We start from the raw sequence: 14,535 nt of genomic DNA, 5'->3' as shown, positions 1-14,535 counted from the left end.
AGCCCGTGCCGGCAACGAAGCACTCCAGGGTCCATCTGGTCGGCGGTGGCCTCGCCTCCCTCGCCGCGGCCGTCCTCCTCGTGCGGGACGCGGGCGTCCCGGGGGAGAACGTGCGCGTCCTGGAACAGCTGCCGGTCCTCGGCGGTTCCCTGGACGGCGTCCCCGCCCCGACGCGCGCGGGCGGACGCGTCGCCCGGGGCGGCCGGATGGTCGAGGAGGCGCACCACGTCTGCCTGTGGAACCTCCTGGAGACGATCCCCTCCCTGGACGACCCGGCGGTCCCGGTGCGCCGGGAGGTGCTCGCCTTCGCCGCCGAACGCCCCACGTACGCCAGGGCCCGGATCATCGAGGACGGCCGCACGGTCGCCGACGCCTCGGAGTTCGGCCTGGACGCCGGTGACCGGACCGACCTGGCCCGCCTGCTCGCCCTGCCCGAACGCCTCATCGGGACCCGGTGCGTCGAGGACTTCTTCCGGCCGCACTTCTTCACGACCCGCTTCTGGTGCCTGTGGCGCACGACCTTCGCCTTCCACACCTGGCACTCGGCCGTCGAGTTCAAGCGGTACCTCCTCGCCTTCGCCCACGAGTTCACCGGCCTCCACACCCTGTCCGGGCTCCGGCGCGGCCGGTACAACCCGTACGACTCCGTCGTCCGCCCGATCCACGCGTGGCTCACCGAACGGGGCGTGCGGACCGAGTTCGGGACCACCGTCACCGACGCCGACTTCTCGGGCCCCGCCGCCCGCCGCCTCTCCCGCCTGCACCTGCGGCGCGACGGGACCGGGGCGGGGACGATCGAACTGGGCGAGGACGACTACGCGTTCCTCACCCTCGGCTCGGCGGCCGCCGACACCACCTACGGCGACGACACCACCGTGCCCGAACCCGTCCGCGACAGACGGGACGGCTCCTGGCGGCTGTGGGAGTCGATCGCCGGGAACGCCCCCGACTTCGGCCGCCCCCACGCCTTCTGCGGCAACATCGACGAGACCGTGCGGGAGTCCTTCACCCTCACCACGACCTGCCGCGCGCTCCTCGACCGCATCCAGAAGCACACCGGCAACATCCCCGGCGAGGGCGCCCTGACGACCTGGAAGGACTCCCGCTGGCTGCTCTCCCTGGAGGTGCCCGCCCAGCCCCACTTCCCCGGCCAGGGGGAGGACACGTACACGCTGTGGGGGTACGCCCTCTTCGGGGACGTCCCCGGCGACCACGTGCCGAAGAGGATGGGGGACTGCACCGGCGCCGAGGTCCTGGACGAACTCCTCGGCCACCTCGGCTTCGACGACATCGCCGACGAGGTCCGGGCCACCACCGCGGTCACCACCGTCCGGATGCCCTACGCCGGTGCCCCGTTCCAGCGCCGCGCCGCCTCCGACCGCCCTCTCGTCGTCCCGGACGGAGCGCGGAACTTCGCCTTCCTCGGCCAGTTCGTCGAGATCCCCGAGGGCGCCGCCTCCACCGCCGAGTACGCGGTCCGCTCCGCGATGCTGGCCGTGCACCACCACTTCGGCGTCGACAGGGAGATCCCGCCGGTGCACCACGGCCTCTCCGACCCGGAGACCGCCCGGTCCGCCCTGAGCACCGTCTTCGCCTGACGGGGGGAGAGCGCATGAACACGGCCACCGGCAGGTCCCCGGAGCCCCACGAGCCGGAACCCTGGGACGAGGCGGTCCTGGACGCCGTCTTCACCCAGTCCGACATCGGCCTCCACGTCCTCGACACCGACCTGCGCGTCGTCCGCGTGAACACGGTCGCCGTCGGCGTCCACGGCGTCCCCGCCGAACGGATCGTCGGCCTGCCGGCGGTGGAGGCGTACGCCCCCCTCGGCGTCGGCGTCGACGAGGAGATGCTGCGGGAGGTCCTCACCACGGGCCGTCCGGTGATCGACCACCTCGTCACGGGACGGCCGCTCACCGACCCGCGCGGCGAGTACGTCTTCTCCGTCTCCGCGCACCGCCTCCAGGACGGCGGGGGACGCGTGCTGGGAATGGTCCTCACCAGCACCGACGTCACCGAACGGGAACGGGCGCAGGCCCGCCTCCGGCTGCTGCACGAAGCCCGCGAACGGATCGGCTCCAGCCTCGACGTGGAGCGCACGGCCCGGGAACTGGTCGACGTCACCGTGCCGGGGTTCGCCGACGCGGTGGTGGTCGCCCTCACCGACGCCGTACTGAGGGGACGGGAGCCCGGCCTCCGCTCCCGGGACCCGTCCCCGCTGCTGCGCTGCGCCGCGACCGGCGGGAGGGACGACGGCCCGCGCATCCCGACGGCCGGCTCCTTCCTGCTCCCCGGCGTCTTCGGGCGGGAGCTGCCGGCGGAGCCCCGGCTGCTCCCGCCGGAACGGGAGGACGGCTCCGGCGGCACGCGGCTCGTGGCGCCGCTGACGGTGCGCGGCCAGGTCTTCGGGGCCGTCGTCTTCCAGCGCGCGGACGGCACCGAACCGTACGGGGACGAGGACCTCGACCTGGCCGAGAGCATCGCGACCCGCACGGCGACCTGCCTGGAGAACGCCCTGCGGTTCACCCGCGAGCACATCGTCATGACGGCGCTCCAGAGCTGGCCGCTGCGCCAGGAGGAGGCCACTCAGCGAGCCGTCGACGCCGCCGAACGGAACCAGCCGGACGGCAGCGGGGCCGGCGCCTGGTACGACGTCATCCCCCTGCCGGGAGCCCGCGTCGCGCTCGTCGTCGGACAGGTCGAGAACGCCGGGCTCAGCGCCGTCGCCACCATGAGCCGGCTGCGGACCGCCGTCCACAGCCTCACCACCCTCGACCTCGACCCGCACGAACTGCTCGCCCGCCTCCACGCCACGACCCTCCGCCTCGCCGCCGAGCCGGGCGGTTCGCGCGGCGAGGACAGCGCGACGGCGAGCTGCACGATCGCCGTGCACGACCCGACCGACGGGCGGCTCGACGTCGCGCGCGCCGGGACCTCGCTGTTCGCCGTCGTCCGCCCGGACGGCTCGGTGGACACGCGGCCGGTCGACGACGGCCCGCTGCTGGGCGCCGAGGGACCCCCCTTCGCCTGCGCCTCCATGGTCCTTCCCGAGGGCAGCACCCTCTGCATGGCGTCCGGCGAGGGCGACGTGCGGACGGAGGAGCTGGTGAACGCCCTCGCGCACCCGGGGCGTTCCCCGGAGGCGATGGCCGACGACACGGCCCGGCTCCTCGCCCCCGACCGCGTCCTGCTGCTCGCCCGCACCCGGTACCTGTCGCCGGGCGAACTGGCCGAGTGGCCCATCCCCTTCGACTTCTCCGCCGTCGGCATCGCGCGGGCCCACGTCGAGGAACAGCTCCGGGAGTGGGACCACCCCGTCGACCCGTTCACGGCGGCGCTCCTCGTCAGCGAACTCGTCACCAACGCCATCCGCTACGGCGCCGAACCGGTCACCCTGCGGCTCGTCGCGGACTCCACCACCCTGATCTGCGAGGTGAAGGACGCCGGGCAGGCCGCGCCCCACCTGCGGCACGCCAAGGCGGCCGACGAGAGCGGCCGGGGACTGCTCATCTGCGCCGCCCTCGCGGAGAACTGGGGCGTGCGCCACACCGAGGACGGCAAGACGGTGTGGGCCGAGATCGAGGCGGAGGAGACGGACGAGGCGGAGAGGACGGACGAGGCGAACAAGGCGGACGGGACGGAGGGGACGGACGAGACGGAGGGGACCGGCGGGGCGGACGGAAGGGACGGGACGGACCGAGGGAGATCCCGGCCCGGCGCCCCCGCGGCGGAGGAACCCGCCCGGGGCACCGGCCCGGCGGGGCCCCGGAGCGAGCCGTGACGCCGTCCCCCGGGCCGACGAACGCGTTCGTTACGATCGGGGCGTGACTGCGAAGCGAGAACCGATCAGCCGGCGCGAACGCCCCGCCAAGCCCGCCCTGACGCGGCGGGGGATCGTCGACGCGGCGGTGCGGGTCATGAGGTCCGAGGGGCTGGAGAAGGTGACCATGCGGCGCCTGGCCCAGGAGCTGGACACCGGCCCGGCCTCGCTCTACGTCTACGTGGCCAACACCGCCGAGCTGCACGCGGCGGTGCTGGACGCGCTCCTGGGCGAGGTGGACCTGTCCGCCGGCCGGTCCGGGGCCGGCTGGCGCGAGGACCTCGTCGCGGTCCTGACCTCCTACACCCGCCTGCTCTTCGAGCACCCGCAGCTGGCCCGCTCCGCCCTGGTCGCACGCCCCAGCGGCGCGCACTACCTCGACCTGGTCGAACGCCTCCTGCTGCTGCTCTCCCGCGGCGGCGCTCCCCGGGAGCAGGTCGCCTGGGGCGTGGACAACCTCCTGCAGTACGCGACCGCGGTCGCGGCGGAGCACGGCGCCCAGGAGAGCGACCCGGCGAGCCGGGACGACTGGGACGCGCTCACCCGCGCCGTGCACGGGGTGGACGAGGCCGAGCACCCGATGATCAGGGCGCACCTGCCGGCGCTGCTGTCCGGCACCCGGGACGCACGGCTGTCCTGGGGCTTCGACCTCGTGATCAACGGCATCCTCCACACCCCCGTACCGGGCGCCACCGGTTGAACCCCGTGCGGCCCCGAGCACTGCGGCCCTCCTGTTCCCGACGGCCGCCTCTCCCTTCGGCCCGTGCCGGGGCCGCACGGGCGGGGCACGGCACACCCATGAACGAACTTGTTCGCTACGAACATGTTCGTTACGGTGAGGGGGCGAGCCGGCGAAGACGGCCGCAGCGGCATCCCCCGCACCCCAGGGAGGGCTCCATGAACACGCACCACCCCGTCGCGATCATCGGCGGAGGCCTCGGCGGCCTCACCGCCGCCCGCGTCCTCCACGTCCACGGCATCGAGGCGGCCGTCTTCGAACGGGAGGCGTCGAGGGAGGCCCGCACCCAGGGCGGCATGCTCGACATCCACGAGGAGAACGGCCAGAAGGCCCTGCGCGCCGCCGGCCTCCACGACGGCTTCCTCGAGATCGTCCACCAGGGCGGCCAGGCCGTGCGCCTGCTCGGCCCCGACGGCACCGTCCACGTCTCGGAGGAGGACGACGGCACCGGCGGCCGGCCCGAGGTCGACCGCGGCGACCTGCGCGACCTGCTCCTCGACTCCCTCCCCGACGGCACGGTCCACTGGGGGAAGACGGCCACCGGAGTCCGCGCCCTGGACGGCGGCCGCCACGAAGTGACCTTCGCCGACGGCTCCGCCCTCACCACCGACCTGCTGATCGGCGCCGACGGCGCCTGGTCGCGCGTGCGCCCCCTGCTCTCCGGCGCCGAGCCCGCCTACACCGGCGTCTCCTTCGTGGAGACGGACCTGCTGGAGGCCGGGACCCGGCACCCGCGCAGCGCCGCCGTCGTCGGCGGAGGGTTCTTCGTCTGCCTCGGCGACGAGCGCGGCTTCCTCGCCCACCGGGAGACCGACGGCAGCCTGCACGTCTACGCCGCGCTCAAAGCGGACGAGGGATGGCTGGACACGGTCGACTTCACCGACCCGCCGGCGGCCAAGCGGGCCGTGCTCGCCCGCTTCGAGGGCTGGGACGAGGCCCTGCGCGGCCTGATCGCCGACGCGGACACCATGACCCCGCGCCGCGTCCACGCCCTGCCGGTGGGCCACCGCTGGGACCGGGTGCCGGGCGTGACCCTGCTCGGCGACGCCGCCCACGTGATGTCGCCCTTCGCCGGCGAGGGCGCGAACCTCGCCATGCTCGACGGCGCCGAACTCGCCCTGGCCCTCGCCGCCCACCCCGGTGACACCGAGGCGGCCCTGACCGCCTACGAGGAAGCCCTCTTCCCGCGCGGCGAAGCCTCCGCCGCCGACTCCGCCCGGAGCCTGGACACGATGTTCGGCCCGCGGGGACTGGAGCGGATGACGGCGTTCTTCACCACCGGACCGGCGGCCCGGTGACCCCCGCCCCGGAAACCCCTGTCCTCCGACACGCGATCCTGACTGATTGACGGGTGGGTTTGGCCGGTCGGCCCAGGGCGTCAGTACCGTGCGGGCCGGGCTGCCGGGGGAGCAGCGGTGGCCGGTCGACGGGCTCTCGGCACCGAGCCGCGCAGGCGCCGGATCGTCCGCAGGAGTTCTTCCCGGTGCTTGGCCGACTTCATCCATGCCGGCAGCCGCTCGACCAGGCTCATCGAGCCGGAGACCGCACCGCGCTCGCGCAGGCCGGCGCCGATGTAGCCCTCCAGCAGATCGAGGTGGGCGGGGTTGTACGCCCAGAACTGCCGTCCGCGGCCGTCCGCGGCGAGCCGGAGCGGCAGCCGGAAGTAGGGGTCGACCGGGCCGCCGAGCGCCCGGGAGTCCTGGAACTCGTCCTTGGTGTACCCGCAGCCGCACCGCGGTCTGCGGCGGCTGTACTGCCGGCCCCTGACCCAACGGCGCTCACATCCGCCCAGGCTCGCCAGGACAAGAGCGCAGTCCCCGCACACGGGGCAGCGGACCAGTATCTCGTCGGCGAAGACGCACACCGTGGAGCCCGGGTCGGTGAAACGCCCCTCCATCACGTCCTCCACACCGCCGGCCCCCGCATGCGCCCCGATCATCTCGTCGGCGAAGGGGGCAGCGGGTACGCACCAGCGACCGGACCCGCGGTCAGGATCACGTGGCAATCGGTCGAGATCACGCGTCAGCGGCCTTCGACGGCTACGCCATCACCCGCCGGGTGCCGGAGCGGACCTCGGCCCGGCCCACCGGTTCGAACGCCGTGGACCCGCTGCGACCTGCGCGCCGGCCCCGGCCCGCTCCGGTCACCTGTCCCCGCTCGGCAGGTTCTCCTTGATCTTGGCGATGGCGAAGCCCCATCCCTGGGAGACGGTCGGCTTGCCCGGGACGGCGACCTCCTGGGGATTGGTCAGCACGTCGAGGAGGACGGGCCCGGGGGTCTCGAAGGCCCGGCGCACGGCCCCGTCCAGGTCGCCGGGGTCGGTGACGCGGATGCCGGTCAGGCCCAGGGCCTCGGCGACGGCGGCGAAGTCCGGATTGTCGAGGACGGTGCCGAACTCCGGCAGGCCGGCCTGCTCCTGCTCCAGCTTGACCATGCCGAGGCGCCGGTTGTCGAAGACGACGAGCTTGACCGGGAGCCGTTCGGAGCGGAGCGTCATCAGGTCGCCGAGGAGCATGCTCAGCCCGCCGTCGCCGCAGAACGCCACGACCTGCCGGTCGCGGTCCCACAGCTGGGCGCCGAGGGCCTGCGGCATGGCGTTGGCCATGGAGCCCAGGTTGTACGAGCCGAGCAGGCGGCGGCCGCCCCGCATGCGGACGAAACGCGACAGCCAGACGGTGGCCATGCCGGTGTCGGAGGTGAAGACCGCGTCCTCGGCCGCGTGCCGGTCCACGGCCCTGGCCAGCGCCTCGGGACGGATCTCGTGGTCCCGGTTGTCGAACGCCGCCCGCACCCGTCCCAGGAACTTCCTGTCGTGGCCCGGGTCGGCGAGGGCGGCCTGCTCCTCCTCCCACTTCAGGAACCGTTCGCGGGCGTCGTCGAGGTGGGAGCGGTCCTCGACCGGCGCGAGCAGCGGCAGCAGGGCCCGCAGCGTGGCGCCGACGTCCCCGGCGAGGCCGACGTCCACCGGGACGCGCCGGCCCAGGTGTTCCTCCCGCAGGTCGATCTGCACCACGCGCCGTCCCTCCGGGTACCAGTCGCGGTACGGGAAGTCGGTGCCCAGCATGAGCAGGGTGTCGCACGTGTCCATGGCGTGGGCGGCGGCCGGGTTGCCGATCAGGCCGGTCTGCCCGACCTCGTAGGGGTTGTCCTCCTCGAAGCCCTCCTTGGCCTTGAGGGTGAGCACCATCGGCGCCGCGAGGCGGTCGGCCAGGCGCAGCACCTCCTCGCGGGCGTCCCGGGCGCCGCGCCCCACGAGCAGGGTGACCCGGGAGGCGTCGCGGAGCGCCTCGGCGGCCTCCGCCAGGGCCGGGTCGTCGGGGCGGGTGACGGCGGGGCGGGGGAGGGCGAACCGCGGCGGGCGGTCGTCCCCGACCTCCTGGTCCCCGAGGTCCCCGGGCACGGTGAGCACCGCCACCCCGCCGCGGGTCACGGCAGCCCGGACGGCCGTCTCCAGGAGCCTCGGCATCTGGGAGGGGGAGGCGACGGTGGCCCGGTACACGGCCACGTCCCGGAACAGCAGGTCGTTGTCCACCTCCTGGAAGTAGTCGCCGCCGGCCTCGGACAGCGGCACCTGGCCGCAGACGGCGAGGACCGGCGCCCCGCTCTTGGCCGCGTCGTACAGCCCGTTCAGGAGGTGGACCGAACCCGGCCCCACCGTGCCCATGCAGACGCCGAGGCGGCCCGAGAGCTGGGCCTGCGCCCCGGCGGCGAAGGCGGCGGCCTCCTCGTGCCGGCAGCTCACCCAGTCGATGCCGTCCGTGGTGCGGATGGCGTCGGTGAGGGGGTTGAGGGCGTCGCCGACCACGCCGAAGACGTGGCCGACACCGAGGTCCGCGAGGGACTCGACGATCACCCGGGCGACGGTACGTGTCACAGGAGTTCCTTTCACGGGGCCAGGACCACGGGCCGCGCGTCGCGCGGAGGCCGTGGGTCCCACGGAGCGGTGGAGCGGTCGGGACCGGCCGCGTCCCGGTCCGTCTGCCCAGGAGGGCGGCGCCGATGCGGGGGCCGTCCGGAAACGGGCCGTCCGGGCGCTTCCGGGGGAGACCGGACGGTGCGGGCGCCGCACCGGGTCCCCGGCGCCCCGGGACGCGGCGGGCGTGGAGCGGTGTCCGGCGGGCAGACGGGCGGGGACATCGGTCCCGAAGGGGAGGAGGCGGCCGTGGAGATCTCGGGCGTCGTCAGCGCTCTGGTCGTCGGAGCGGTCATCGGCGCGCTGGGGCGGCTCGCCGTCCCGGGGCGGGAGCACATCGGAGCACCGTGGACCGTCGTGGTCGGCGTCGCGGCCGCCCTGGCGGGCACGGGCCTCGCCCACCTGGCGGGGATCGCCGACACCTCCGGACCGGACTGGACCGAGTGGCTGGCGCAGATCCTGTTCGCGGCCCTCGGCGTCGCGGCGCTGTCCCGGGTGAAGGGCCTGGACTGATCCCGGTCCCGCCGGCCGCCCGGACCGGAACCCGGGGGTTTGCCCCGGCGAGGTCCGGCTAGACGGTGGGCATGAGCGCATCGGAGAAGAACGACGACAGCCGCGGGCCCGCCCGGTCCGGTTCACGGACCGCCCCCCGGGGCGCCGGGCTCCGTCTCGTCACGGATCGCGATGCCGACGCGGCGGTGTCCGGAGGGACGGCCGCCGGAGTCCCGTTCGCGCCCCCCGCCGGGAGGAGCCGCACGGCCGTGCACGCCGTGCGGGACGCGGGCGAACGGCTGTGGACCGCGGCGCGAGGCCACGGGCCGGCGGCCGTGGGCGCCGCGGCCGCGGTCACCGGTGCGTACGCCCTGGGCCGCCGGTCGGCGCTGCGTTCCCGGGGCCCGCTCACCCGCCTCACCGGCGGTCGTATCTGACACGGGGGCACGGGAGCGCGAGCCCTTCCGCACGGCGGAGCGGCCCCCTTCCGGGATATCTCGGGCAGAACAACCCTTTTCTTATCTTTTTCCTTCTTTTCTTATCAGTTCGCGTAAAATACCCGTCATCACGGGTGCGTGACATACCGGAGGTCGATCACGATGGTTCCCCTTCTCCTTGTTCTCCTGCTCGCACTGATCCTCTTCGGCGCCGGTTTCGCGGTGAAGGCCCTCTGGTGGATCGCCGTGATCGTGCTCGTCGTGTGGCTGGTGGGCTTCGTGGCCCGTCCGAAGGGTGGATCGGGCCGCTGGTACCGCTGGTGACCCCACCCCTGCCGCGCCCGGCCGCGCCCGCCACCCCACCAGGTGGCGGGCGCGGCCGTGCGGTCCGCCCCGGGCGTCGTACGTCCCACCGGAAACGGAGCCCCGTCCCACCGGAAACGGGGCCCGGCACGGTTCCGGAAACGCCGGAAACGGCCGAACCCGGCCCCACCCGTGAAGGGCGTGCCGGGTTCGAGGCATCCGCGGTCTCAGGCCATCAGCACCGAGTCGTCCCCGGGGCGCGCGCCGGGCAGACGGTGACGGGCGGCGACCAGCGCCGTCTCCACGTCGCGCGTACCGGTGGAGACGCACAGCGTGTACGCGATGTCGTCCATGCGCCGGCGCACCTCGGCGCCTCCGTTCTCCGCGTGCAGCATCCTCAGCGTCTCGTACTGCTCGATCAGGTTGCTCAGTACCGCGGGATGGGCCATCAGCACAGTGGGTCTCCCCTCGTGGACAGGGCGCCGGCCGCCCGGCTCGACCCGCCGCGTACCCCTGTTCCCCGGTTGCATGCGGACCGCGCGGGCAGGAGGGGGCGGTGCCCCTCCGGGGGCACGGACCCGGGGGACCCCGCGACGGCCCGCTCCGGCCGTGTGATTCCCCACCGCTCCGCTCGGGAGGATCACGGGGGGAGTAGGGTCGCCTTTATTGTCGTACGGCAACGGTCCGCACCGGGACCGTACGGGAGGGGCGGCGGTCCGACCGGGACCGCGGCCGTGCTCAGGCCCGCGGTGGCGCCTGGCGAGCGAACGAGGATGAGGCATGTCTGAGACGACGATCGAAGGCTCCTCGGCCGTACGGCGGCCGGGCCCGGCCGCCGTGGGAGAGGCCGAGCTGCGCCAGCTCCTGGCCGGTCTCACCGCCGTGCGCGACGGGGACTTCGGCACCCGCCTGCCCGGCGAGACGGGCGGGCTGATGGGGGAGATCTCCACCGTCTTCAACGGCATGGTCGACCAGCTGTCCCTCTTCACCTCCGAAGTGACGCGCGTCGCGCGCGAGGTCGGCACGGAGGGAACCCTGGGCGGCCAGGCCGAGGTCCCCGGGGTGTCCGGCACCTGGGCGGACCTCACCGACTCGGTGAACGCCATGGCCGGCAACCTCACCACCCAGGTCCGCGACATCGCCCAGGTCGCCACCGCCGTCGCCAAGGGCGACCTCTCCCAGAAGATCGACGTGGACGCCCGCGGCGAGATCCTGGAACTGAAGAACACCATCAACACGATGGTCGACCAGCTCTCCTCCTTCGCCGACGAGGTCACCCGCATGGCCCGGGACGTCGGCACGGAGGGCATCCTCGGCGGCCAGGCGGACGTGAAGGGGGTCTCCGGCACCTGGCGGGACCTCACCGACTCCGTCAACTCCATGGCCGGCAACCTCACCGCGCAGGTGCGCTCCATCGCGCACGTCGCCACCGCCGTGGCCAGGGGCGACCTCTCCCAGAAGGTCGACGTGGACGCCCGCGGCGAGATCCGGGAGCTGAAGAACACCATCAACACGATGGTCGACCAGCTCTCCGCGTTCGCCGACGAGGTGACGCGCGTCGCCCGCGAGGTCGGCACCGAGGGCAACCTGGGCGGCCAGGCCACCGTGCGCGGTGCCTCCGGCACCTGGAAGGACCTCACCGACAACGTCAACGTGATGGCGTCCAACCTCACCGGACAGGTGAGGTCCATCGCCCAGGTCGCCACCGCCGTGGCCCGCGGCGACCTCTCCCGCCGGATCACCGTGGAGGCCAAGGGCGAGGTCGCCGCGCTCGCCGACACCATCAACACCATGGTGGACACCCTGTCGGCGTTCGCCGACGAGGTGACGCGCGTCGCCCGCGAGGTCGGCACCGAGGGCCGCCTCGGCGGCCAGGCGCGGGTGCCGAACGTGGCCGGCACCTGGAAGGACCTCACCGACAACGTCAACTCGATGGCGAACAACCTGACCGGGCAGGTCCGCAACATCGCCCAGGTCACCACCGCCGTCGCCAACGGCGACCTGTCGAAGAAGATCGACGTCGACGCCCGCGGCGAGATCCTGGAACTGAAGACCACCATCAACACGATGGTCGACCAGCTCTCCTCGTTCGCCGCCGAGGTGACGCGCGTCGCCCGCGAGGTCGGCAGCGAGGGCCGCCTCGGCGGCCAGGCCGAGGTCGAGGGCGTCTCCGGCACCTGGAAGCGCCTCACCGAGAACGTCAACGAACTCGCCGGGAACCTCACCCGTCAGGTCCGCGCCATCGCCGAGGTCGCGAGCGCGGTCGCCGAGGGCGACCTCACCCGCTCGATCACCGTCGACGCCTCGGGCGAGGTGGCCGAACTCAAGGACAACATCAACGCGATGGTCGGCTCGCTCCGCGAGACCACCCGGGCCAACCAGGAACAGGACTGGCTCAAGTCCAGCCTCGCCCGGATCTCCGAGCTGATGCAGGGCCACCGCGACCTCGCCGTCGTCGCCGAACTCGTCATGGACGAGCTGACCCCGCTCGTGTCCGCCCAGTACGGCGCCTTCTACCTGGCGGAGGACGGCACGCGGGGCATCGAGCTCAAGCTCGTCGGCTCCTACGGACGTCCCGCCGACAGCCCCGGCCGCGACCGGTTCCGGCTGGGGGAGTCCCTCGTCGGCCAGGCCGCCCGCAGCCGCCGCACCATCGCCGTCGACAACCTGCCCGGCGACTACGTGTACATCTCCTCCGGACTCGGACGGACCGCCGGGGGGAGCCTGATCGTGCTGCCGATCGTGGTCGAGGACCAGGTCCTGGGCGTCATCGAACTGGTCTCCGTCACCCCCTTCACCTCCGTGCACCGGGACTTCCTGGGACAGCTCATGGAGACCGTCGGCGTCAACGTCAGCACGATCGTCGCCAACGCCCGCACCGACGAGCTCCTGGAGGAGTCCCAGCGGCTGGCCGACGAGCTGCGCGCCCGCTCCGAGGAACTCCAGGTGCAGCAGGAGGAACTCCAGCGCTCCAACGCCGAACTGGAGGAGAAGGCCGCCCTGCTCGTCTCGCAGAACCGCGACATCGAGGCCAAGAACCTCCAGATCGAGCAGGCCCGGCAGGAGCTGGAGGACCGCGCCCAGCAGCTCTCGCTGGCCTCCAAGTACAAGTCCGAGTTCCTGGCCAACATGAGCCACGAGCTGCGCACCCCGCTCAACAGCCTGCTGATCCTCGCCCAGCTCCTCGCCCAGAACCCCACCCGCAACCTGACGGCCAAGCAGGTCGAGTACGCCGGCATCATCCACTCGGCCGGATCGGACCTGCTCCAGCTGATCAACGACATCCTCGACCTGTCCAAGGTCGAGGCCGGGAAGATGGACCTCAACCCGGAACGGGTGGCGCTGCGCCGCCTCCTCGACTACGTCGAGGCGACGTTCCGGCCGCTCACCTCGCAGAAGAGCCTCGCCTTCACCGTCTCCACCGCCGCCGGCGTGCCCGTGGACCTGGTCACCGACGACTCCCGGCTGCGGCAGGTGCTGCGCAACCTGCTCTCCAACGCCGTCAAGTTCACCGAGCGCGGCAGCGTCGAGCTGTCCATCGAGCCCGCCTCGGACGAGGAGCTGCCCGACACGGTCCACCGCGGCGGCCCCGTCGTGGCCTTCCGGGTCAAGGACACCGGCATCGGCATCGCCTCCCAGCACCTGGAGGCCATCTTCGGAGCCTTCCAGCAGGCGGACGGGACGACCAACCGCAAGTACGGCGGCACCGGCCTCGGCCTGTCCATCAGCCGGGAGATCGCCTACCTCCTCGGCGGCGCCCTCACGGTCGCCAGCGAGCCCGGGGAGGGCAGCACCTTCACCCTCTACCTGCCCGTCGCCCGCGCCGACTTCAAGGAGCAGTCCACCCACGTCCAGGCCGTCCGGCCCGAAGAGGACCGGGACACCGCGGAACTCTCCGACGGCGCGCCCGCCGGCCGGCCCGCCCTGCCCGCCGCTCCGGCGCCCCGGCAGACCAGACGCCTGCTCGTGATCGAGGAGCGTCCGCGCGGACTGCTCTCGCTCGTCGCCGAGAACGCCGTCGCCGAACTGACCGACGGCCGCGTCCGCGCGGACCGGGAGGACATCGAGCTGATCACGGCCGTGGGCCCCCAGGAGGCCGCCACCGCCCTCGCCACCCAGCCGTTCCACTGCGTCGTCCTCGAGGTCGACATGGCCCACGGCGAGGCCCTGGACTTCCTGGACGCCATGGACGGGGACGAGGCCCTGCGCAACGTCCCGGTCCTCGCCCACAACAACCGCAGGCTCACCGCCGAACACGAGCGGGCCCTCCAGACGCGCGCCCGCCGGCGCCCCCTGGAACTGCTCTCCAGCCTCGACGAGCTGCGCGAGCGGATCGCCCTGCACCTCTCCGCCGACCAGCCGGGCGACGTCGTCCCCCTGGTGCGCGGCGAGCACCGGCCGCCGGCGCCCCAGACCATCGACACCGCCCTCCAGGGCCGCACGGTCCTCGTGGTCGACGACGACGCCCGCAACCTCTACGCCCTGAGCGGCATCCTGGAGCTGCACGGCATCAAGGTCCTGCACGCCGAGAACGGCCGGAAGGGGATCGAGGCGCTCACCGCGCACCCCGAGATCGACCTGGTCCTGATGGACGTCATGATGCCGGAGATGGACGGCTACACCGCCACCGCCAAGATCAGGCAGATGCCCGCCCACGCCGGACTCCCCGTGATCGCGGTCACCGCCAAGGCCATGCCGGGGGACCGGGAGAAGAGCCTCGCCTCGGGTGCCAGCGACTACGTCACCAAGCCGGTCGACGCCGACGACCTCATCGCCTGCATCCGCCGGTGGCTGAACGACGGATAGCCGTCTCCTCCCGCCGGCCCGCACC

General features: G+C 73.4%; 11 protein-coding genes. 8 read left to right on the top strand and 3 right to left on the bottom strand.

All coding sequences use genetic code 11. The features are described 5' to 3' along the window. The first annotated feature begins 5 nt into the window (after nt 1-5). The 4 genes from ACZ3IL_RS25770 to ACZ3IL_RS25755 all read left to right on the top strand — a co-directional run bounded on the left by ACZ3IL_RS25770 (nt 6) and on the right by ACZ3IL_RS25755 (nt 5,857). A complete protein-coding gene (locus ACZ3IL_RS25770; RefSeq protein WP_467393903.1) occupies nt 6-1,598 on the top strand; it encodes an oleate hydratase in 1,593 nt (530 codons plus the stop codon). Between the two features lie 14 nt (nt 1,599-1,612). Further along, entirely contained in the window at nt 1,613-3,781 is a 2,169-nt protein-coding gene (locus ACZ3IL_RS25765) for a SpoIIE family protein phosphatase (protein WP_467393901.1), read from the top strand. Nucleotides 3,782-3,824: 43 nt separating this feature from the next. Beyond that, on the top strand, nt 3,825-4,520 hold the full coding sequence (locus ACZ3IL_RS25760; RefSeq protein WP_467393899.1) for a TetR/AcrR family transcriptional regulator: 696 nt from the start codon (nt 3,825-3,827) through the stop codon (nt 4,518-4,520). A 197-nt stretch (nt 4,521-4,717) separates the two neighbouring features. Further along, nucleotides 4,718-5,857, top strand: coding sequence for an FAD-dependent oxidoreductase (locus ACZ3IL_RS25755; protein WP_467393897.1), 1,140 nt, complete (start codon nt 4,718-4,720; stop codon nt 5,855-5,857). Between the two features lie 80 nt (nt 5,858-5,937). On the opposite strand, the gene ACZ3IL_RS25750 is transcribed toward ACZ3IL_RS25755, so the two are convergent. Beyond that, the gene (locus ACZ3IL_RS25750; protein ID WP_467393895.1) at nt 5,938-6,498 is read right to left on the bottom strand and encodes a hypothetical protein; all 561 of its coding nucleotides are present in this window, start codon (nt 6,496-6,498) and stop codon (nt 5,938-5,940) included. A 204-nt stretch (nt 6,499-6,702) separates the two neighbouring features. Then, complete coding sequence (locus ACZ3IL_RS25745; RefSeq protein WP_467393893.1) at nt 6,703-8,433, bottom strand: thiamine pyrophosphate-dependent enzyme; 1,731 nt, start codon at nt 8,431-8,433, stop codon at nt 6,703-6,705. 288 nt (nt 8,434-8,721) lie between these two features. On the opposite strand from ACZ3IL_RS25745, the gene ACZ3IL_RS25740 reads away from it, so the two are divergent. From ACZ3IL_RS25740 to ACZ3IL_RS25730, 3 genes are all read left to right on the top strand, one after another. Next, nucleotides 8,722-8,985: a GlsB/YeaQ/YmgE family stress response membrane protein gene (locus ACZ3IL_RS25740; RefSeq protein WP_467393970.1), complete on the top strand. Its 264-nt coding sequence runs from the start codon at nt 8,722-8,724 to the stop codon at nt 8,983-8,985. A 248-nt stretch (nt 8,986-9,233) separates the two neighbouring features. Then, nucleotides 9,234-9,401 (top strand): hypothetical protein, encoded by a 168-nt coding sequence (locus ACZ3IL_RS25735; RefSeq protein WP_467393891.1) that lies wholly within the window; start codon nt 9,234-9,236, stop codon nt 9,399-9,401. A 162-nt stretch (nt 9,402-9,563) separates the two neighbouring features. Continuing rightward, a complete protein-coding gene (locus ACZ3IL_RS25730; RefSeq protein ID WP_467393889.1) occupies nt 9,564-9,725 on the top strand; it encodes a DUF5670 family protein in 162 nt (53 codons plus the stop codon). Nucleotides 9,726-9,931: 206 nt separating this feature from the next. On the opposite strand, the gene ACZ3IL_RS25725 is transcribed toward ACZ3IL_RS25730, so the two are convergent. Then, nucleotides 9,932-10,159 carry a DUF5133 domain-containing protein gene (locus ACZ3IL_RS25725; RefSeq protein ID WP_467393887.1) on the bottom strand — a complete coding sequence of 76 codons (228 nt, stop codon included), beginning with the start codon at nt 10,157-10,159 and terminating at the stop codon, nt 9,932-9,934. A gap of 325 nt (nt 10,160-10,484) precedes the next feature. On the opposite strand from ACZ3IL_RS25725, the gene ACZ3IL_RS25720 reads away from it, so the two are divergent. Then, a complete protein-coding gene (locus ACZ3IL_RS25720; RefSeq protein ID WP_467393885.1) occupies nt 10,485-14,510 on the top strand; it encodes a HAMP domain-containing protein in 4,026 nt (1,341 codons plus the stop codon). Nucleotides 14,511-14,535: the final 25 nt, after the last annotated feature.

The sequence above is a fragment of the Streptomyces sp. NPDC014907 genome (genome assembly GCF_055562975.1).
The sequence above is the reverse complement of the archived record's forward strand: the minus strand, read 5'-3'. Positions and strand labels throughout refer to the sequence as shown.

Coding starts and splice junctions, on each gene's coding strand:
- ACZ3IL_RS25765 (WP_467393901.1), top strand. CDS start 1,613: ATGAACACGGCCACCGGCAGGTCCCCGGAGCCCCACGAGCCGGAACCC.
- ACZ3IL_RS25750 (WP_467393895.1), bottom strand. CDS start 6,498: ATGATCGGGGCGCATGCGGGGGCCGGCGGTGTGGAGGACGTGATGGAG.
- ACZ3IL_RS25755 (WP_467393897.1), top strand. CDS start 4,718: ATGAACACGCACCACCCCGTCGCGATCATCGGCGGAGGCCTCGGCGGC.
- ACZ3IL_RS25730 (WP_467393889.1), top strand. CDS start 9,564: ATGGTTCCCCTTCTCCTTGTTCTCCTGCTCGCACTGATCCTCTTCGGC.
- ACZ3IL_RS25720 (WP_467393885.1), top strand. CDS start 10,485: ATGTCTGAGACGACGATCGAAGGCTCCTCGGCCGTACGGCGGCCGGGC.